Source organism: Gallintestinimicrobium propionicum, from assembly GCF_025567525.1.
Classification (GTDB): domain Bacteria; phylum Bacillota; class Clostridia; order Lachnospirales; family Lachnospiraceae; genus Gallintestinimicrobium; species Gallintestinimicrobium propionicum.
This window is the reverse complement of the sequence record NZ_JAOQJY010000002.1, coordinates 210609-232057: the sequence shown is the minus strand read 5'-3', so window position 1 is coordinate 232057 and position 21449 is coordinate 210609. Positions and strand designations below refer to the sequence as shown.

Sequence of the window (21449 nt, the reverse complement as noted above, 5' to 3'; positions counted from 1 at the left end):
AACTTGTGCCAAACGCTGTTCCCCTTTGAACGTTTTTATCAAATTGGAGCTGATTTTCCGAATGAAGGAATCAGGAATATAAGAGATGATCCTGCCGTTCCAGACAGTCAATCATGCGTGCGATAAACTCCGCGTTTGTCGGACGGTTTCCACTTTCCCTGTCGTATCCAAACACCATACGCTGCTGCCTGACATCTCCCTTTTCCCAGCTCGTATGAATGGCATGCCGGATTGCATGCTCTACTCTGCCGGCGCACGTCCTACATTCTTTTGCGATGGCTGGATATAGTCGTTTCGTTACGCCTTCCAGCTCTTCCCTGTCCTCAAGACCGATTCTCGCAGCTACCTTCAAATAGACAACACCCTTCAGATTCGCCTTAAACCCGAGCTTTGTCAACAAATCGCCCGCCCTGTTTTCTACGGTTTTTGTTTTCCTTTCCTTTTCCATAAAGGGAAACGCCCTTGAAACAATGATCTGAAAATCCTGTTCCCTACAAAGCATTTCCGTCAGTTGAAGAAGTTCCTGGCTGCCGCATTCCTGCGTTGATAATAAGATGCTGTTCATGCAATCTCCCTTCTGTCCATACTTTGGACATCCTCAAAATCACGAGCCTTCGGCTCAATCCCCATGCAGTTTTATACGTTATACAAAACTACATCTTTTATTATATAGAACTTTTTTCCCTCCGAAAAGAATTTGAAATACATCATTTTGTAATCTCCTGTCGACTTCCTGTGTATTTTGCGTCCCCTTTTTAACGTTTTTAGCACGATCTTAACATCATACACCAGTTCACCTGTCCTTTCCTGCAGTCTGATTTCCTGCTTGAACAGTGCCTGCATGTATGTTACAATAAAAGATAATTGACGCATTATAATATTTTACCGAAAGTACAAGATCAGAGAAAGGAATCCTGTTTCATGAAAAAAGCCTTTATCATCGGCGCGGGCCCTGCCGGCCTTACCGCGGCATACGAACTGTTAAAGCAGTCCGATGAGTACGAAGTAACTGTATTTGAAGAGAGTTTTCATATGGGCGGTATTTCCAAGACCGTCAACTATAAAGGAAACCGTATGGATATGGGCGGTCACCGCTTTTTCTCCAAGGTTCCGGAAGTAAATGCATGGTGGGAACAGATGCTTCCCATGCAGGGGGCTCCCGCAGCGGACGATATCATGCTGCAGCGCGACGTTCCGCTGGAAAAGGGCGGTCCTGATCCCCAGAAAGAAGACCGCGTTATGCTAAACCGTAACCGCGTGTCCCGTATTTATTTTGACCAGAAATTCTACGATTACCCGATTCAGTTAAAGCCTGAGCTTTTCATGAACATGGGCTTTCTCCAGACGATGCAGGTCGGCTTCAGCTATCTCGCGAGCCTGATCCACAAACGCCCGGAAAACTCCCTCGAGGATTTCTATATTAACCGTTTCGGCAAAAAGCTCTATTCCATGTTCTTTGAACACTACACCGAGAACCTCTGGGGACGTCATCCCAGGGATATCGATCCCAGCTGGGGTGCACAGCGCGTAAAGGGACTTTCCATTATTGCGATTTTAAAAGACATCCTCTGGAAAATCGTACCGACCAAAAAAGCCCATCAGGTAGAAACCTCCCTGATCGAATCCTTCCGCTATCCCAAGCTCGGTCCCGGCGAGCTGTGGGATGTAACCGCTTCCGAAATCGAAAAGCTGGGCGGTAAAATCTTAAAGGGCTGCAAGGTTGTCGGTCTGGAAAAAGATGCAAACGACCACATCGTCGCTCTGACCTACGAGCAGGATGGCAAGAAGATCCGCGAAGAAGCTGACGTCTTCATTTCCTCCATGCCGATCCGCGATCTCGTCGGCGGTATGAACGACGTTCCGGAAAAAGAAGCCAAAATTGCGGCAGGACTTCCTTACCGTGATTACCGCACACTGGGCGTTCTGGTGCGTAAGCTCAATCTGAAAAACAAGACCAAGATCAAAACCGTCGGCAACATCGTTCCGGACAACTGGGTTTATGTCCATGACCGCAGCGTACAGCTCGGCCGTTTCCAGATTTACAACAACTGGTCGCCTTACATGGTTGTCGATCTCGAGCATACCGTATGGATCGGTCTGGAATACTTCTGCAACGAAGGCGATAAGCTCTGGAATATGTCCGATCAGGAGTTTTCTGACTTTGCTGTGGACGAGATCATCAAAATGGGCATGATCGACAGCAAGGCAGACGTGCTTGATACGCATTCCGAATCTGTTAAAAAAGCTTATCCCGCTTACTTCGACACCTACGAGGAAATCGATACTCTGATCCACTGGCTCAACGGCATCGACAACCTCTACTGTGTCGGCAGAAACGGTCAGCACCGTTACAACAATATCGACCATTCGATGTGCACCTCTTTCGAGGTCGTACACAACATCGTAAACGGTATCCGCGACCGCTCCAACATCTGGAACGTCAATACGGAAAAAGAATATCACGAAGCGAAAAACTGAGACAGAAACGAACAATAGAATGCACGCTCTGCGAGCATTCTATTGTCATGAATTGCACGGCGAAAGAGAACCAGGCGCAAAGCGGTTTTCTTTCGCCGTTTCTGCGTCCTGCTAAAACCAAAACAGGCTGCAGCCTTGCTGACATAGTTTCCTGTCAGAGGCTGCAGCCTGTTTTTTCTTTTTAATTTCAGTGCAGTTCGCCCGTGTCATCTACAAAGCTGCATCTTCGATGCGCTCTGCTGCTGCGCAGCTGCTTTTACACATGAACCGACGTTTATTTCGCGTATTTGCCGTATCCTGCTTCTTTCATTGCTTCTTTCGCAATGTCCGTGCGCAGCTTCGTGTCGATAAAGTCACAGTGTTTACAGAACTCCCAGTTCTGTCTGCCGTCCTTTACTGCAGTACGCAGCCGTTTGTACAGGGCACTGTTCCATGCGTCCTTCAACGCGATATTGTTCAGGTTACCGAAATCCGTCACTTCAAAGTTATCACAGCAACAGATACCCAGCTTGCCGTTGGGCGTGATCCACATATCAGTAAACGGCATCAGGCAGGTTTCTTTGATAATCTTGCTGGTCGCCTTTTTGTTCGGTGCGCTGCCTGCACGGTTGGTCAGGACTTCTTTCAGATAGCGCATCTGAATCAGGATATCAACGTCCTTGAATTCGTCCGGATGCGCATTGACATAATCATAGATCTCCTGAATGTTGTCATGCAGCTTCATGTCCAGACAGTAGTTATTGATAATCAGCTGGTTGACATACGGAATGATCGATTTTACCTTATCGATGTCCAGGATCAGTCCGTTCGTGGACATAAAGATAAAGCAGTCCGGCAGCTGTTTTCTTGCGTATTTATGGAACTCTACGATTCTGGTATCCAGCCAGGGCTCATTGTTTCCGTACAGGGTCAGATGCCCCTTGTAGTTCCAGTCCCTTAACTGATCGATAATGCTGTAGTAAAGCTCCTCCGACATGCGGGCATAGGGACGCTTTTCTGCATTTTTGTTCGCCGTACAGAACTCGCAGGTCGAGTTGCAGCGATTGATTGTCTCCAGGTTTACTACATGCGGATGCGGAATTTCCGGTGCATTCAGAAAATAGTCAATATAGTCCTGCTGTACCTTTCCTCTGGTCGTAAACTGAAGCTTCAGGTAAAGTTCAGATGCCAGTCTGGGAAAATATTTTCTCGCGTTCCATCCAAATTTTCCAGCATAATTGCTGATTCTGATCGGCATTTTACATGTCCCCCTTATCCTTATCTGTCAGCACCGCTCTCTGCGGTCATTACTCACAATCATATCATGTATCAAATACTTTGTCAAATTTCGTACAGGTAAATTGTATACGGCGAGTTTTCATTCGAATAAACTCCCCGCAGTGTGAAGCCCAACTCTTCTGCATTATCCAGCTCATAACGGGAAAAGAGATATTTTCCGCCCATTTTTACAAACTGTTCACTGTCTAAATATAAATGGTGATCCGACAGTACCTGATTGCGGTAAGGATTGTAAATACTCTCGCCGCTTCCGGCAAACAGGTAGGCTCGCGCGCCCCATTCCCCGTAATAGGTCTGCCATTGTGGCACTCTCTCATAGGCAGGCCAGATCAGCTTCGTAAATTCTTCCTTATAGCTCTGTGGGTAAAAACCGAGATAGCCGTCCAGCGTGGAAATCCCGCTGTATTCCAGCACAGCGGTGTTCAATCCGTAGCCGGCCGCATATTCTCCATCATAATTGATATCCGCCTTGATCTCCTCCATCAGGTCGGTGCTGTAGTATTCCCGGAAGTTCAACAGATTGACCTCTGTATGCTTCACTGCACGGTACGCCTGGTGATAGCAGGTCCAGTAAAATTCATTGTAAACCGCAGGTGTGAGCAAAATTACAGCAGCTGCAATGCACGCTGCCAGATTTGCGATCCGTTTCCAGAAAAGCTTTCCGGTATCGTAGAGCGCTTTTAACGCCAGAAACAGCGCCGCATACCATAAAAACGGATTGAAAAATACGGTTCGATTGAACTGGAAACCTTTTAATGGAGGCAGAAGCGTTTCAAACAATCCCCGGAAGTCCCCCTGAAAGTACAATCCATACACCAGACAATTGAACACGATCAGCAAGAGCACCCACAAAAGCGCGCTGCTTTTGAACTTTTTCAGATTTTTCTTCTGAACTGCCGCCATCAGCTGCCAGACGAGTACAATTACGCACACCGGCAGCACGAAAACTGCATGGTCGGAAGCCGCATGGAACACCGGCGTCAAAAACGCTTCCCTGATCTGACCGAGTACCTCGGAAAAGTTCAAATTGCTCTCTACCATCGTTTCCCGTATCGTCTTGACATCCGAAAACAGCATCTGTCCAAACAGACGATATTCAAAGCAAACATAGCCAGCCGCCAGCACCGGCACAGCGACTGCCAGACGACCGCAGAATTTTTTGTCTCGAATCGACACAATCACAACCGCACACACCAGATACGCCAGCAGAAAAAATCCGAAGTAGGAAAAATACGATAAAAACGGGTAGACAAAAAGCAGTGCATACCACCATTTTCCCTCTTTCCGATAGATCCGCCGTAAAATAAACACTGCGAGCGGAATCGATGCAAACGCGATTCCATATGCCGGGAACAGCGGCAGAAGTCCATAGCACAGCCCAGCCGCCCAGGCGATTCCCCGGTACCGCGGATACGCTTTCTGATAGACATCCTTTGCCAGCAGCACAAAAGAGCCTGTCCCGATCAGGATTTTCAAAAAATACCCCGTCAGGTACGCCCAAAATACCGGCATAAATGTATACAAAATATTGTATAGATTCCATTCGCTGCTCAGGCTGTCCCGGCTGATGCCGCCCAGCATCGGAACCGTCGCACCGTGTGCAAACCAGCTGTTTGAGTGGCTCAGTACCTGAAAGTGCGCGACAAACAGATCGAGGTTATCCTGCACTGTAAAATAGCTGTTCTCCCGAAAAATCAAAAATACCAGCAGCTCTGCGCCGATACAGCCGCCTGCCAAAAACAGGTACCAACGGCGATCCAACCATCCTAAAAATCGTTTCATTCCAGTCTCCTAATTACAAATTCTACCAGCAATGGCACTTTGAGGCTTTTGTTTATAATTGCTCACACTTACGCGCTTTTGGCACATTTTTCACAGTATCGTGCCTGTTCCCGCTCTCTTGCGCTCATTATATCGTGAGCATAGCTCACTCAATAACTTCGCCGTTCGCGATGAGCAGGCTTCGCCTGTTCCCGCTCTCTTGCGCTCATTATATCACGAGCCCGCGCTGACGCGCTTTACCGCCTGCTACGCAGGCTGCTCGTTCTCTAATGGCACAAGAAAAACAAATGCCGCCTTCGGCGTCGCTTGTTTTTCTTTCGTGCTCATTATATCACATCTTACCTTCCAGGTAAAACAATAGAATACATGCTCGGCAACCATCTGCCCCTGCGCCGAGTGCGCATCCTCGCGGAGCATTTTTATCGTATGGAAACGAAGTTTCCTATACGATAAAAAAACTGCCACCCGGCAGTTTCCCGTCAGATGGCAGTTTTCTATCGGCACTGTTTTCACAGCAGACCGAAAATGTTCCATTATTTCATTTCGTTCATCGCTTTTACAAGTTCAAAGCTGTCCTTAGCGGAAATTATTCTCCGTCGTAAGGAACAACGCTGCCCTTATAGTTCTCGTTGATGAAGTCTTTGATCTCATCAGATTTCAGAATCTTTACCAGTGCCTGTACACCTTCGTTGTTCTCGTTGCCTTCCTTAACTGCAACCACGTTTACATACTGCTGGATTGCTTCGGAATCAGCAGACTCCAGAGCAACTGCATCTGCACTGGTCAGGCCAGCCTCCATAGCGTAGTTGCCGTTGATAACACCGAAGTCAACATCTTCCAGAGTACGGGCTACCTGCTCCGCTGCAAGAGGAACGATCTTGATGTTATGAGGGTTCTCAATGATGTCATTCTCTGTTGCGGTGATACCAGCTTCGGGATCCAGCTTGATCAGACCCTCTGCCTCCAGTAACAGCAGCGCTCTTGCACAGTTTGTTGTATCGTTGGGAACTGCGATTTCAGCGCCGTCTGTGATTGCAGCGAGGTCGCTCTGCTTGCCGGGATACAGACCAAGAGGCTCGTAATGGATCTTGCCTGCGATCGCAAGGTGCGTTCCTTTTTCTTCATTATAGCTATTTAAGTAATTCACGTGCTGGAAGTAGTTTGCATCTACATCGCCGCTCTCCACTACTTCGTTAGGCTGTACGTAATCGGTAAATTCTACGATTTCCAGATCCCAGCCTTCTGCAGCCATCAGATCTTTTGCTGCCTCCAGGATTTCTGCATGAGGAACAGGAGTTGCTGCTACCGTAATGGTGCCTTTGGATTCCACTTCTGCTGCAGTCTCGGTGCTTTCTGCCTCGGTAGATTCTGCTTCGGCAGCTTCGGTGCTTTCAACAGCTGCTACAGTGCTCTCTGCTTCTGCAGCAGTATCTGTGCTGCTGCCGCAGCCTGCCAGCAGACCTGCGCTCAGTGCCAGTGTGCATGCCAGTGCCAGTACTTTTCTTTTCATAATATTCTCCTCTCTCGGCCGGATTTTCTGGTATCCGGAACCACTCTATGACTAAACAGAATATCCTGCCCCTCAATGGGTCAGTCTTCTGTCCAGTTTCTTGGATAAACGGCTGCCGACAATCTGAATGATCTGCATCAGAATAACAAGCAGTACAACCGTCGCCAGAAGGATTTTGGTATCCCATCTGGAATAACCGTAACGGATCGCCACATCTCCTAAACCGCCGCCGCCGATGGCACCGGACATTGCAGTATAGCCAAGCACAGTCCCCAGTGCAATCGTGGAACCGACGATCAGAGAAACTCTCGCCTCTCCGATCAGCACTTTAAAAACAATCTGCCAGATGCTTGCACCCATACTCTGAGCCGCCTCAATCACACCCTTGTCCACCTCAAGAAGAGAAGACTCCACCAGACGGGCAATAAACGGTGCTGCTGCCAGTGTCAGGGAAATGATTGTCGCATTTGCGCCATAGGATTTGCCTGTCACCAGACGTGCCAGCGGCGTTGCAAGCAGCATCAGAATCAGGAACGGAATGGATCTCGTAATATTTACGATAAAATCCAGGATCTTATACAGCACAGCCTTGGGCTTCAAGCCACCCGGTGCGCATACAACCAGTAAAATTCCGATCGGAAGACCGATCACATATGCCATCAGGGTAGAGGCAAGCGTCATATAGACAGATGTGCCGGTAGCCTCGATCAGCATGCTAATTTCCTTGCTACTCAACATAATCCTTCAACTCCTCTACTGTAAGATTTTTTTCTCTCAGATACGCAATCATCTTGTCTGCAGTCTGATTTTCCTCCGGAAGCTGCAGAATCATCTGACCAGTTGCAATTCCGCCGATATCCTGGGTATCCGCCATCAGAATATTGACGCTCGCCCTGCATTCCAGAACCATGTTCGCAATCACAGGTTCGAAAGAAGAGTTCTTCGTAAATACGATGCGGATGCAGCGGCGGCTCTTCATAATCGCCACCTTCTGATCCCCCTGAAATACCAGCTTCTTTGCAGCTCTGGACTTGGGGCTTGCAAAAACATCTGCCACTGTACCATTTTCTGCCAGCTCTCCTGCATCAATGATTGCCACATGGGTACAGATTTCCTGAACAACTTCCATGGAGTGTGTTATGATCACGATCGTAATGCCGTATTTTTCGTTAATATCCTTTAACAACGCCAGAATTGACTTTGTCGTAGTAGGATCCAGGGCACTGGTCGCTTCATCACACAGCAGGATCGTCGGGTTCATTGCCAGCGCCCTTGCGATCGCTACTCGCTGCTTCTGTCCGCCGGACAGCTGTGCCGGATATGCTTTCTCTTTGTCGGAAAGCTCTACTACCTTTAAAAATTCCCTTGCCTTTTCCCGGGCTGTCTTTTTATCCACGCCCGCAATTTCCATCGGGAAGCATACATTATCCAGAACCGTCCGCTGCATCAGCAGATTAAAATTCTGAAAGATCATTGCAACATGCTTGCGCAGCTGTCGCAGCTGTTTTGCATCCAGGGTAGAAAGATCCTGTCCCTCCACATAAACAGTACCCTCTGTGGGCCGTTCCAGGAAGTTTAAGCATCGTACCAGCGTGCTTTTGCCTGCGCCGGACATACCGATGATGCCGTAAATATCACCCTTTGCAATGTCAAGACTGACATTTTTCAGTGCTTCCACCTTATTGTCTTTGACAGAAAACGTCTTACTGACGCCTGCAATCCGTATCATTGGTTCCACTTTTATCACTCTGCCTTCCCAGCATCCTCTCAGATGCCTGGTTTTTCAGGATTAGGTTCGGATTTCCGAACCATCACACATCAGCCTTTATCATATCACAAATCGTTTGGTTCTGTAAATATCCGATGCTGCCGAAACTGTGCATATATGCGCCGTTTCTTTAAACCTATTTGTTCGATATGTTTATATGCATGATAATCAGTTTCTCCTGTTTTGTCAACTATAAATTGCGATTTTTGTTACAGTTCACTCGTACCCTTCTGCGTTCCGATTCCGTGCTTGCACGAAAATCGGAACGCAGAAGGGTACGAAGGGAGCGCCATTTTATGAACAAAAAGAGCTGCAAAGCAGCGGAAAGCATCGAAGATGCGCTTTTGCGAATGGCGCGTGTGCACAGTAACAATTTTTACGGCTTCCTCACGTACCCAGCACCACCGCCATCGTGCCGATCAGGATGCAAAGATCCGCCAGATTGAATACCACGCGATCGATCGCTGCGATTCCTGTTTTCAGGCTGACATAATCCACGACATATTCCCGCATCACGCGGTCGTAGGTATTAGAAAAAGCGCCGCCCAGTAAAAGCGATAACCCGGCCTTCAAAAGCTTTTTCCCGCGCATTCCAAGCGTCAGCACAAACACCACCAGCACTGCCACCGTCAGAAGAACAGACAGCAATGTCACCAGCTTTCGTTTTTGTTCTCCGAAATTTAAAAATGCGCCCTTGTTGTGATAGCGCCGCAGAACCGCCTTTCCATCTAAAATTTCCTTCGGCTTATCCAGCACGTCGTATTCTTCTACGTAATTTTTCATTCCCTCGTCAATCAGGAAGGATGCTGCAGCGATTCCTGCAAATTTGTAGTTATTCCGGATAATTTCCTGCAATTTCATCAAATGTCCTCCTCATGTCCAGTTGTCCGTAGCCCCATCTTCTGCTCGGGTATTCTTCCTGTGTCTGTTCCCGCGCACCGCGGCTTAGAAACGTCTGGATTCCTCTTCCGGAAATTCTCGGGTAATTGTTCTCCGCAACGCACCACTGCATCAGCTGCGCACAGGCTCCTGCCGTAAGTGCAGCCGCCATAGAGCTGCCGCTGTAGGGACCGTTTACCGTGCTGATCTCCACGCCCGGCGCCGCCAGATCCGGCTTGATCTCCCCGGTTCTGCCAAAGCCCCTGCCGCTGCGGTAATAAAAGCTTCCGTTTTCACTATTATAAAAAGTGACCGTCACCGCATCTGTCGTATAGGAGGGAACTGTGAGCGTCACATCCGGGTCTGGAACCAGAAAAAACAGCTCGCCGCTTCGAAACTGCTGCGGTGCAAGCCAAATATCAAAAATACTTTCCGGAAATACCCGTGCTCCACGGATTAAAAATGTCCAGACGCCAGGAGACGGTGCTGTAAAGCGGATCAGCATCAACTGATCTCCGGTATTGCGTTCGTTTGCAGTATCTGTAATCTGTATCCGCGTCTTTTCATAGACAAACGTGTATTCCACTGTGCTGCCCAGACCAAATTCCACCTCCGGCAGCTGCTCCCCGCCGGGTGATCGAACCGCAAGCCGGAACACTGACGGCTTGCTTCCCCATAGCTCCGCCGTAAATCCTGTGACGCCTTCTCCGACCCGAAGCTCCACCTGCTGCTGGTTTTCTGTCAGCCTCCCCCGAAAATGGCCCGCCGTGTTTCCTTCATTTCCACCCCCGATCACCACCGCCTGTGAAACGCTGCGCGCGATCCTCTGCAAATACTCCGAAAACAACGAAACGCCGCTGTGGCTTCCAAAGGACGTCCCCAGCCCCAGGCAGATCACAATCGGACGGTACAGCGGGATCACAAACTGTTGCACATATTTCACAGCGAGCAGAATATCGTCTGTGCTGTATGCCGGTTCTTTGTCCGCGATCCGATAATAATCCCGGAGATATTGTTTTGCAGGGCGAAGCTTGACTGCTACAATCTCGCAATCCGGCGCTGCACCGGTAAACAGGCTGCCCTCTTCCAGACGGCTTCCCGCCGCGACGCTCGCCACTGCGGTTCCATGTCCAATTTCATCTTTTTCCGGCACCAGGCTGTGCGGATCTTCCAGCTCCAACGCCCGGTCGATCTGTTCCCGGACGTATTCCGTTCCATATAAAAACCCCTCCGGCGACTGTCCGCTCTGATCCGTCTGATCCCAAATCGCCAGAATCCTGCTGCTGCCATCAGAATAGCGAAATACCGGGTTTTCATAAGAAATCCCGGTATCGATAAACGCCATCACTACCCTGCGCCCCGTCAACTCCAACGGGGGCCGCTGCTGTGCCAGAATCCCGGAGCCTTCCAACGGTTCTGTACGAAACGTCCGACTTCCCGCCGCTGGAAACGCACCGAGGCAAAACAACTGTGGAAGGTAGCGATACAGGTAATTGACTGGAGAAAGCGGCAGCACCGCAGACCGATCCAGATAATAAATTCCCAGAGTTCCATCCACCTGCTGATAGCAGAAGGCTTCGTCCTCCTGATTTGCTTCCTCCGGCACATAGTCCAGCAAAATACTCATATAATCTTCAGAAAGAATTTTTTCCCGACAGTTCATCTGTCTCCTTTGAACACAGAAATTTCCCCCTGTGCCCTGCGGATTTTATATCAGCATATGCGCAGTATTGCTGATATGTTCCTGTAGTATTCCGTTGAACTCTCAGCTTTCGAACATTTTCTTCATGCAGTTCAAAGTTCAAGCTTCTTTCGTTTCCGCCGCTGCGATCTGTTTCATCTGATCCCGCTCTTCCAGCGAATAACCGTTACTGCGGATATCAATCAGCGGTCCACCGGTTCCCCGGATATAATCTCCGGTAATCGTCACGCGTCCGATATTGTCATCCTTCGGAATTTCATACATGATATCCAACATAAATTCTTCAATAATCGAACGAAGCGCACGAGCACCGGTATCTTTTTCCATCGCCTTGTCTGCAATCGCTTCCAGTGCATCGTCGGTGAACTCCAGCTTCACCTCGTCCAGCTCCAGAAGCTTCTGATACTGTTTCAAAATCGCATTTTTCGGCTCTTTCAAAATCCGTACCAGCATATCCCGGTTCAAGCCCTCCAGCGTGCAGATCACAGGGAGACGGCCCAAGAACTCCGGTATCATGCCGAACGTCCGCAGATCTTCCACTTTTACCATGGAAAGGATATCCTTTTCCTTATCCCAGCGATCCTTTAACTCCGCATCAAAGCCGATCGAGGTCTTTTTGCGCAGCCGCTGTTTGATAATCTCTTCCAGATCCGGGAACGCGCCGCCGCAGATAAAGAGAATATTTCTCGTATTGACTGTTGTGAGCGGAACCATCGCGTTTTTGCTGTTCGCACCGACCGGAACCTCCACGTCTGCTCCCTCCAACAGCTTCAGCATGCCCTGCTGCACCGATTCCCCGGAGACATCCCGGGAAGTCGTGTTGTGCTTGCGTGCGATTTTATCGATCTCATCGATAAAGATGATGCCCTGCTCCGCCTTATCCACATCGTTGTCCGCTGCAGCGAGAAGCTTGCTCACAACGCTTTCGATGTCGTCACCAATATACCCCGCCTCTGTCAGGGAGGTTGCATCCGCAATCGCCAGCGGAACGTCCAGAAGCTTCGCCAGCGTCTTTACCAGATAGGTCTTACCACTGCCGGTAGGTCCGATCATCAGGATATTGGACTTTTCGATTTCAATCTCATCCATTGTGCCTGTGGCAACCCTCTTATAATGGTTGTAAACCGCTACGGAAATGACTTTTTTGGCATATTCCTGACCGATCACATACTGATCAAGCTGCTCTTTAATCTTATGTGGTGCGGGAATGGACTTTAAATCGATCAACGGCTTTGTGCCGGTTCCTTTTTTCTTGATCTTCTGTTTCTGCGGCATCCCGTCGTTCATGAAATCCGCAAGATTGATGAAGCTGATGTTCGGGAATCCTCTTCTATTGCCCGAGGATTCGTCGGAGTCATTCTTGGAATCGTCATCCGCATCGGATGCCTCCAGAATGTCAGCGGCAGTGTTGTCGGATGCGTTGTTTCCATCCTGTGCGTCAGTTGTTTCTGCGTCGCTTTTTTCGTTTCCGCCGCCTGCAGATTTCTGTCCTGACGTTCCATCCGACTTTGTCGGATCTCCATACGGATTGAACGGATTATTCAACATGTTCATGAACACCGGATTATTCATCATCTGCTGATAATCGAACTGACTTACCGCATCCATCGTCTTGTGCATACAGTCGTCGCAGATACAGATGTTATTCGGCAGGTGGAACATTCTTCCCGCCTTGCTTTCCGGTCTGCGGCAAATATAACAAATATCTTCAAATTCTTTTTCATCCATAGTCGGTTACCTCATCTTCCGCTTTCTGCTATCAAAAGTATAATGCAGGATCGTTCCTGAGACAAGTAAACTTTCTCTAAACAACTGTCTCCTGTACAGAAATGGCTACTGTTCACACGCGCTATTCGCAAAACCGGGATGACTGCAGCTCTCGCCCAGCCATCCCGGTTCCGTTCTTTATCTCTGTTTGCTTTCCTGTGCAGCCTTGCTCGCCGCATTGATCTGGTCATAGGAAGAAAGCGTAACTGTCACGTTTTTCTGCTGATAACCGTTTGCTGAATTTACCATAATCGTAATTTCAACGCTCTCCCCAGCTTTATAATACTGCATCTGCTTCGTCAGCTCTTCCTGATTCTGAACGGTTACGCCGTCAAACGCCACCACAATGTTGCCGCGCACCAATCCGGCAGCTTCCGCACCGGTTCCGGAATAAACCTGCGCCACAAAAATTCCCTGGGGCATACTGAAGTTCTCGGACAAATCGCTTGTCACATTGATGCAGGAAATTCCAAGATATCCGCGCTCTTCCTCGGAATATTTCGTCCGCGTCTGGCGTTCCATCAGATCTTCAATAATCGGTCTTGCCGTCGAAATCGGAATCGCGTAACCCATTCCCTCGATTGACGAGCCGCCGATCTTATTGGAGTTAATTCCAATCACCTCGCCCCGCATGTTCAGCAGCGCGCCGCCGGAGTTACCGGGGTTGATCGCTGCATCCGTCTGAATCAGAGAAGTTCCTTCTTCGGAATTGCTGTTCTCTATCTTACGGTTCAGTGCACTGATAACGCCTGTCGTCACAGACTGTCCATAGCCCAGTGCATTACCGATCGCAATGGCCGGTTCACCGATTTTCAGGCTGTCCGAATCTCCCATCCTTGCAATGCAGATTTCCTGTTTTGTGCTGTTCGCAATGGTATCCAGTTTTACTGCAACGACTGCAAGGTCTGCGGAAGCATCGGTACCCTTTACCTGCGCTTCTACGGTTTCCCCGTCGATAAACTGAACATACAGCTGCTCTGTGCTGTCCACTACATGATTGTTGGTAACGATCAAAAGCTCCTGCTCGTTTTCTCCAATGATAATCCCGGAACCGCTTGCCGTCTCATCCTGGGAATAAGTCTGTCCCCAGAAATCCTGTACCGTCTGTGTAAAATTATTCGTAATCGAAACGCACGCCGGCATTACCGCTTCTACAACCTGCGTTACATCCGTTACAACTGCAGATGCGCTCTGCTGCTGTGCAATTTCCGATGCTACAGCAACCTGTCCGTCTCCCGTTGTTGTATCCTCTGTCAGGGACGAATCTCCAGATCGTCCTGCTTCAGAGCGTTCGGGACTGTCTGTTGCTGCATGGTTTCCGTCATCTTCCTGATTTTTTGCATCATCTCCTGCATCCGGAGCTACCTCCAAAACGCCGACCGACGCGGAATCCAGCTGATTTGCCGATCGGATCGAATAAACTCCGATCAAACCGATTCCAATGCAGACGCAAACAAAGATGACAACAAGTGCGCTAACAGCAATCCATTTGCCTGCAGAATCTCTTTTTTTGGGCGCAGGCGTCTGCTGTACGCCTGGCTGATAGCCATATTTCTGTTTTGAATCATCGCCCCGGTATCTGTCGTTATAATAATTTTGATATTCGTAGCGGCTGCGCGATGGCTGCGCGCCCTGGTCAGCGTCCGATGCGCTGTTGAATGTGTCCTGCGTATTGTCGGATGCGTTCTGTGCGTTATCCGCCGCACCCGTGCTTCCGCTGCTATATGCCGATGTGTCATCGGACACGCCACTGTATGCCGACATATCCGACGCATCCGTTTTCTGTGCACTGTCCGTGTATTCCTGCCCGCCGCTCTCCGGCGCTGTGTCGTCCATATGCTCCTGTCCGGTTGTTTCTTCCGGGTCGTATCCGTAACCCATGTTGTGACCTCTTTTCTCATTCGCTGCCGTATCCGGTGCGTCTGCTTGCTCTGCAGACAGTATACCGAATAGTTGTGTCCATTCTGTGAAAAAAGCCGCTTCCGGAGTTTTTCGGAAACGACTTTTTATGTCTTATTCTTTCTCCTGCTTCCAGTAGCCTTTCTGCAAACTGCAGAAGCGAACCAGCCCAGGCGGAAGCTTCTGGTATTTTTTACCGAAACGGTAGCCCAGCCATTTCATGCCGCTCTGCCAGATCAGCTTCGGCAGAAGCCACGGTGCGGTTTTTGCAAGATAAACGGCGGTCTTTTTGACCAGCTTCATGCCCTCGCCCTCCGGCGGCACACCGTCAAACACAGCCGGGTACTGCACATGGGATACACCGAGGTCAAAGTTTCTTGTAAACTGCTGCCAGCCGGAATAATTGTGGGAATGAATCACCTTCGCATCCGCTGCATAGGCGATCGCATAGCCCGCCTGAATCACTCCGGCAGCATAAATCATATCCTCGTTAAAAATCGTATGATTCACGAATCCGCCGAGCTGTTCAAAAATATCGCGCTTATAGGCGGCGCAGACGTTCGAGCAAAAATACGCCTTGATTCCGAGCCTCAAAAGATCCGCCTTTGTTTTGACCGACGGCTGCTCCGGGTAATTGAACTGCCTCGTATAGCGTTCCATTCGGCTGCAATTTTCTTCCGGAAGTTGTCTTGCATAGGCGGCTGCGATTTTTTCATCGGAAAACAAGGCCTTGCACAGCTCCTGCGTCAGATACGCATCCGCCGGAAGTGCATCCTGCGTCATGCAGACAAACACCTCCGCATCCGAATTGGAAACAGCGAGGTTCCGCGTTTTTCCATGATCGAACTCATCCTGAGAGATATGGAACAGCATCGCTTTTGGATGCTCTTTTAAAAATGTGTCGCAATCCATCAGCGCTTCAAACGCTTTTTTTTCGGTATTTACAATTACAATCCGGTTCACCGCAAGCACCTGCTTCTCCAGCTGCTCCACCAGCGCCAGAAAACGTTCCTTCGGGTGAAATGTCGGAATAATAACATCTACTTTTACAGAATCCATATTTTACTTTTTCATATACTGGCTGGTGTCTGCCTGTACCTTCTGGCTGTACTGTTTTACCTGATCGGAAGGTTCGTACTCGGTTACGTCGAACAGCAGCTCATGGAGCTTGACAACGTTTGTTTCCAGATCCAGCGGGATAACGCAGGAACCCTTCTTGCCAATTGTGCCGGTTGCACGACTATCTTCAAATGGCACACCGCCCTGTGCTACGATCTGATAGTTTGCAACGTCGGACAGGATGGAAGCCATTTCCGTCACATCCAGGTTGGTGTATACATTTTCCATCACCTTGTTCAGGATCGATACCAGAGTAGTCGGGCTCATGGTCTTTGCCTTATCCATACATGCCATCAGCACTTTCCGCTGACGCTCTGCACGGCCGAAGTCATCGCCGACATAGCGGATACGGCAATATGCGGTTGCCTGCAGACCGCTCAGCGTCTGCATACCGGAATGCGTAACCTTTACGATGTTCTCGTTCAGCGCATCATTTTCATTTTCTACGAACATGCTTCGCTGATAGTTGTTCAGATGGTCGATTTCGTTATCGTGCACGTCAATGTCTATGCCGCCCAGCTCGTCAATGGTCTCGATCAGCGCATCAAAGCCCACTGTCACATATTCTGTGATATCCAGGTCAAAGTTCATATTCAGCATGTTGATCGCCTGCTCCGGGCCGCCCTGCGCATATGCCGCATTCGCTTTATTGTAGCTGTCCGTTCCGAGATTTAAGTAGGTATCGCGGTAAACGGAAACCAGCTTGACGTCTCCGGTGTCCTGATTGATAGATGCGATCATGACTGTGTCGGAACGGGAGCCCTTGCCGAGCTTGCCCTTTCTGGAATCCACACCAAACAGTGCGATATTACGGTAGCCTTTCATTTCCTTATTATTTTCTACCTGCGGGTTTACCACAATATCTTCTTCATTGATCTTGATCTTGTCAATCTTCGTTACCATATTGACGCCGACAATCGCAATCAGTAAAACGATCAACGCTACGATTTCCACTGCAAAGAAGATGATTCTTCTTCTCTGTTTTGCCTTACGCCTCTTCGCAGACATCTTTTTTCTGCTGCTGGAACTGCCACTTCTCTGCGGTGCTCTCTTAGAGCTATTTGTACCTGTTGACATGTTTTCCTCTCCTTGTGTTTTTTTCACGCATCTAAATCAATACGCGTTTTCGTTGATAAATCCTCTAAAAATAGTTAAAAACATGATTTTGAAATCAAAGCTCATGCTCCAGTTTTCAATATAATAAATGTCATACTCAATTCGTTTGCGAATCGACGTATCTCCCCGGTAGCCGTTGATCTGCGCCCAGCCGGTCAGCCCCGGACGAACCTGGTGCTTGATCATATAACGCGGAATCTCTTCCTTAAACTTCTCAACATACTGCGGGCGCTCCGGTCTGGGACCTACCAGACTCATATCCCCGATCAGGATATTAAACAGCTGCGGCAGCTCATCAATGCTGGTCTTGCGCAGAATCCGCCCCACCTTTGTGACGCGGGGATCGTTTTTCGTCGTCCAGCCCTTCTTTTCTTCCTTAGTGTCCTGAACATACATTGTACGGAATTTGTACATTTTAAACGCATGATTGTGCTGTCCGATTCTTTCCTGACTGAAAATAATCGGTCCCTTACTCGTCGCACGGATCAAAATTGCTACGATCAAAAGAAGCGGCGACGTCACTATCAATCCGCAAAGCGAACCGACAATATCCACAGCGCGCTTTGCAACCGCATTTAATGTGTTGCTCAGCGGGACATAACGGATGTTGATAACCGGCAGTCCGCCAAGATCCTCCGTATAAGGCTTGCCCGGAATCAGGCTGTTATAGTCCGGAATAAACTTCGTATGCACGCCGGATTTTTCACAGAGATTGACAATCTCTTCCAGACGGTCGTAGTCCTGCAGCGCAAGGGTCACAGCGATCTCATCCAGTTTGTTTTCCGGCAGGATAAAGGGCAGGTTATCGATGGAACCAAGCACCTTGACTCCCTTGTAAACCGCGCCTCTCGGCACATTATCGTCCAGAATGCCCCGCACCATATAGCCCCACTGGGGATTGGCGATAATCCGGTCGATATAAGCTTCCGCCGCACGAGAATACCCCACCAGCAAAATGTGTTTCAAATTATAACCGCGTTTGCGCATCAGATGCAGGATTCTACGGATCAGCGCACGCACCAGAATTCCCGAAATCGTATTGATGATAGCAAATAATGCCAGCATGCCGCGGGAAAAATGCTGCAGCTCGCGGTCGATGGAGTTGGCGAGGTATAACCCTGCAAGAAACAGGATAATTCCGATCAGATTCGCCCTGATAATATTCAGTATTTCATTTTCCGGGCGTTGTACACGCTTCGGCGTATACAATTTGTTCCAGTAATAAAGGATCAGATAACCGGGCACAACAAAATAAAGGGCGGAAAAATATATGCCCATGTCCAGTACACCTATTTCTTTATCTGCAAAGCGGCTCCCGAACATCAGCCACCAGGCCAACAGATAGGAAGCTGCTGTAACCACGGCATCTACAACAACATGAAGCCGGTTCAAATAACGTTGATTATCCTTTATCATTACGGCTCGTCCCCATATTCAAAATGTAGTATACAATACCTTCCAGCAAAGCACAAGGATTTTTACGAATCGCGCAGTCAAACCGTAACACTTGTGTACGCCCACATTCACCGCTTACACACGCCGAAACAGGTTGACCCACAGCTGTAACTGCAAACTGCAATAATGCAGCAAATTTCGTCCTGCAAAGGGGACCTTATGCGCGCGTCCCGCTTTCGAAGCAGACAAACAGATTCCCGCCCGGATTCCTTTTGCGTAAGTCGCTCCAAATCCTTTTTTCATAAAAAACAGCTGTTTCATCAAAAATCCCGCCAGCAAAAAAGGCAAATTCAGGATCAGCTGCAGCAGCGGCATATTTTTATAGATCAGATAAATATTGTTTCTCGAAGAATGTGTCACCTTAAACGCATTGTACCGCGAACCGGTAGAACCGCTCCCCGCGTGATAGACGACTGCAGCCGGCTCTGTGACATTTTTCAGTCCGAAAATCTGCGCCCGGTATCCGATATCCACATCTTCCAGGTATGCAAAATGAAGCTCGTCGAACCCTCCGATCTGCTCCAGATGTGCCTTGCGGTAGAGCGCCGCCCCTGCGCAATTGGAAAAAACACGCTTTGGCGCTGTGTAATTGGAAGAAGGCCTTCCTTTGCCAATCGCATACGCCCAGCCAAATGCCGAGTACAGATCCCCCGCCGTATCGACAAGCTCCGGTTCCTTCATCGAAAGCATCTTCGCCCCGACTGAAAAAATCTTCTCATCCGCTTCCATTGCCCTTTCCAGACGTTCCAGACAGAAGCGATCGGTTTTTGTGTCGTTATTTAAAAGAAAAACATACGGTGTAGCAGCAGCTTCAATTCCGGTATTGACTGCCGTACAAAAACCCTTATTTTCCGAAAAACAGATCAGCTTCACCTGCGGAAAATGCTCCTGTATCCACGAAACACTTCCGTCCGTCGACCCGTTATCCACAACGATCACGGCGAATTCCACTGTGCTCTGAAGCAGGCTGTCCAGACAGTCCTGCAGAAAATGTTTTCCGTTATAGTTCGGTATTACCACGGTCGTCTTCATCCACCGATTTTGCTCCTCATGTTTCCTGTGTTTGCCGTCCGCGCGAGAGAGAGCCTCAGAGCGCGGATCGCCTGCCTACGCAGCAACAAAGCCGCCTGCCGCGGTGCGCTCTATCTGCGGCTTACGCCTGCGGATCCCATAAAATCCCATACCCTGCCGCTGTCGCTTCTTTACAAAATTCCATACTCTTTTGAAGGATCTTTGTTTCCTGCGCTGCCGTCGGAAGCCCCTGGCAGGCTTCTTTTAATTCCGCTATCGTCTGCGCGTAACGCTCCTTTAATGCGCTGCAAACCTCCATGCTGCGCAGGTCTGCTGCCGGTGCGCTCTGCTGCAGCGCTGCACGGTGCATCGGTCCGGAATATCCTTTCCGAAGCCCTGCATACCGCATCGAACCGTCGTTTTCATACAGTCCGCTCACCAGGAAGCCTTTCGGATGCCGGATGCCAAAAACATCCCTGCCCCCCGGCAGAGGCTTTGCCCAAATTCCGATTTCCGGGCGCTGGCAAAATACACTGTCTTCATAGTCTTCCCGATAAAAGCCAAGATGTTTCAGCCCGCTCACTGTCGCCTTCCAGCCTTTTCGAAGACAATAATCTTCCAGCGCACGCTGCCCCGCCTCGTAAGCGTAGCGCTTGCTCTGCGGGTTCGACGCCGTAGACGCTTCATGGCAGCGCCAGTGGTACAGCACCTTCGGCACATGCACAAACTGTCCGCCTGCCGCATACGCCCGCAGCATCAGATCGTAATCCTGCGCCCCGTCAAATCCGCTGCGCAGCTTTAATTCTTTCAAAAATGCCGTTTCGATCACCGTAAAATGACAGATATAATTGTTGGTCAAAAGCATTTCCCCGTCAAAATCCGGCTTGAAATTCGGCTCATAGAAGCGGCTCGCCGCTCCGTCGCATTTATCTTCATCGGAAAACAGCACAAGCTTTTGTTTTCCGCGCTTTTTTTCTTTTTCCAGACAATCCGCCATCTCCCAGAGTGCATTCGCAGTCAGCAGATCGTCGTGATCCAGCAGACCGACCGCGTCTCCCGCTGCAAGTTCAATTCCTGCGTTCGTATTGGCGGAAATTCCTTTGTTTTCGGAAAGGGTGCAGAGCACGATGCTCTGATCCTTCCATTCTGCAAGATTTGATGCATCTGCCGCTTCCCGCAGACAGATTCCGTTCTTTTTTGCCCAGGCCTGTACAGACTCTGCCGTGCCTCCCGCATCCGCTACAATCAGCTCCCAGTGCGGATACGACTGCCTCGACACGCTATTAAGCATCGCCTCCAGATGCTCTTTTTTCGTCCGGTATGCCGGAACGACGATACTGATGCGCAAGGAAGCAGAATGCTCCCGTTGGAACGAAAGTGTCTTTTCGTCCGGCTCCTGCCAGGTATAGACCTCCTGTTCCTGCCCAATCCGCTCTAACACCGCCCACACGGCATTTCTGATTCCGTTTTTCTGCAGATAATACCAGGTTTTTTTCAGATTGGATAGGGAAAAAACAGACATCCGTCGAACTCCTTTTCCTGCTACAGACGCCTGCGCGTGCCCAAGTGCCGGAAAACTCCGACACCGGGCACGCGCCGTGTCCTTTTGATTCGTGATATAAACCCTATGCCAGAGCGCATGCTGCATTTTTGCTGCAAAATACGCTGCTGGTGCTCCGGCTTTT

General features: G+C 49.3%; 16 protein-coding genes. 1 reads left to right on the top strand and 15 read right to left on the bottom strand.

The window, feature by feature from the left end:
* Positions 1-70: 70 nt before the first annotated feature.
* On the bottom strand, positions 71-565 hold the full coding sequence (locus OCV62_RS03065) for a sporulation initiation factor Spo0A C-terminal domain-containing protein (RefSeq protein ID WP_262585071.1): 495 nt from the start codon (positions 563-565) through the stop codon (positions 71-73).
* A gap of 356 nt (positions 566-921) precedes the next feature.
* Here OCV62_RS03065 and OCV62_RS03060 point away from each other — a divergent pair, with 356 nt between their 5' ends.
* Complete coding sequence (locus tag OCV62_RS03060) at positions 922-2478, top strand: NAD(P)/FAD-dependent oxidoreductase (protein ID WP_262585070.1); 1557 nt, start codon at positions 922-924, stop codon at positions 2476-2478.
* A gap of 274 nt (positions 2479-2752) precedes the next feature.
* Here the strand turns inward: OCV62_RS03060 and OCV62_RS03055 are convergent, their stop codons facing one another.
* From OCV62_RS03055 to OCV62_RS02990, 14 genes are all read right to left on the bottom strand, one after another.
* Positions 2753-3715 carry a radical SAM/SPASM domain-containing protein gene (locus tag OCV62_RS03055; RefSeq protein ID WP_021913985.1) on the bottom strand — a complete coding sequence of 321 codons (963 nt, stop codon included), beginning with the start codon at positions 3713-3715 and terminating at the stop codon, positions 2753-2755.
* Between the two features lie 83 nt (positions 3716-3798).
* The gene (locus OCV62_RS03050) at positions 3799-5538 is read right to left on the bottom strand and encodes a glucosyltransferase domain-containing protein (RefSeq protein WP_262585068.1); all 1740 of its coding nucleotides are present in this window, start codon (positions 5536-5538) and stop codon (positions 3799-3801) included.
* A 586-nt stretch (positions 5539-6124) separates the two neighbouring features.
* Positions 6125-7048, bottom strand: a complete 924-nt coding sequence (locus tag OCV62_RS03045) for a MetQ/NlpA family ABC transporter substrate-binding protein (protein ID WP_262585067.1) — start codon at positions 7046-7048, stop codon at positions 6125-6127.
* A 72-nt stretch (positions 7049-7120) separates the two neighbouring features.
* Positions 7121-7786: a methionine ABC transporter permease gene (locus tag OCV62_RS03040; protein WP_021915031.1), complete on the bottom strand. Its 666-nt coding sequence runs from the start codon at positions 7784-7786 to the stop codon at positions 7121-7123.
* Positions 7776-8786 carry a methionine ABC transporter ATP-binding protein gene (locus OCV62_RS03035; protein ID WP_412279121.1) on the bottom strand — a complete coding sequence of 337 codons (1011 nt, stop codon included), beginning with the start codon at positions 8784-8786 and terminating at the stop codon, positions 7776-7778. Before OCV62_RS03035 ends, OCV62_RS03040 begins: the two co-directional genes overlap by 11 nt.
* Before the next feature lie 417 nt (positions 8787-9203).
* Entirely contained in the window at positions 9204-9677 is a 474-nt protein-coding gene (locus OCV62_RS03030) for a signal peptidase II (protein ID WP_262585065.1), read from the bottom strand.
* A complete protein-coding gene (locus OCV62_RS03025; RefSeq protein ID WP_262585064.1) occupies positions 9649-11358 on the bottom strand; it encodes a S8 family peptidase in 1710 nt (569 codons plus the stop codon). The genes OCV62_RS03030 and OCV62_RS03025 overlap by 29 nt, the downstream gene beginning before the upstream one ends.
* Before the next feature lie 138 nt (positions 11359-11496).
* Entirely contained in the window at positions 11497-13125 is a 1629-nt protein-coding gene (clpX, locus tag OCV62_RS03020; protein WP_262585062.1) for an ATP-dependent Clp protease ATP-binding subunit ClpX, read from the bottom strand.
* 177 nt (positions 13126-13302) lie between these two features.
* Positions 13303-15045 (bottom strand): S1C family serine protease, encoded by a 1743-nt coding sequence (locus OCV62_RS03015; RefSeq protein ID WP_262585061.1) that lies wholly within the window; start codon positions 15043-15045, stop codon positions 13303-13305.
* A gap of 132 nt (positions 15046-15177) precedes the next feature.
* Entirely contained in the window at positions 15178-16122 is a 945-nt protein-coding gene (locus OCV62_RS03010; RefSeq protein ID WP_262585060.1) for a glycosyltransferase family 2 protein, read from the bottom strand.
* Between the two features lie 3 nt (positions 16123-16125).
* The gene (locus tag OCV62_RS03005) at positions 16126-17259 is read right to left on the bottom strand and encodes an LCP family protein (protein WP_262585059.1); all 1134 of its coding nucleotides are present in this window, start codon (positions 17257-17259) and stop codon (positions 16126-16128) included.
* 36 nt (positions 17260-17295) lie between these two features.
* Entirely contained in the window at positions 17296-18714 is a 1419-nt protein-coding gene (locus OCV62_RS03000; RefSeq protein ID WP_262585057.1) for an undecaprenyl-phosphate glucose phosphotransferase, read from the bottom strand.
* Between the two features lie 114 nt (positions 18715-18828).
* On the bottom strand, positions 18829-19785 hold the full coding sequence (locus tag OCV62_RS02995; RefSeq protein WP_262585056.1) for a glycosyltransferase family 2 protein: 957 nt from the start codon (positions 19783-19785) through the stop codon (positions 18829-18831).
* Between the two features lie 121 nt (positions 19786-19906).
* Positions 19907-21286, bottom strand: a complete 1380-nt coding sequence (locus OCV62_RS02990; RefSeq protein WP_262585055.1) for a glycosyltransferase — start codon at positions 21284-21286, stop codon at positions 19907-19909.
* Positions 21287-21449: the final 163 nt, after the last annotated feature.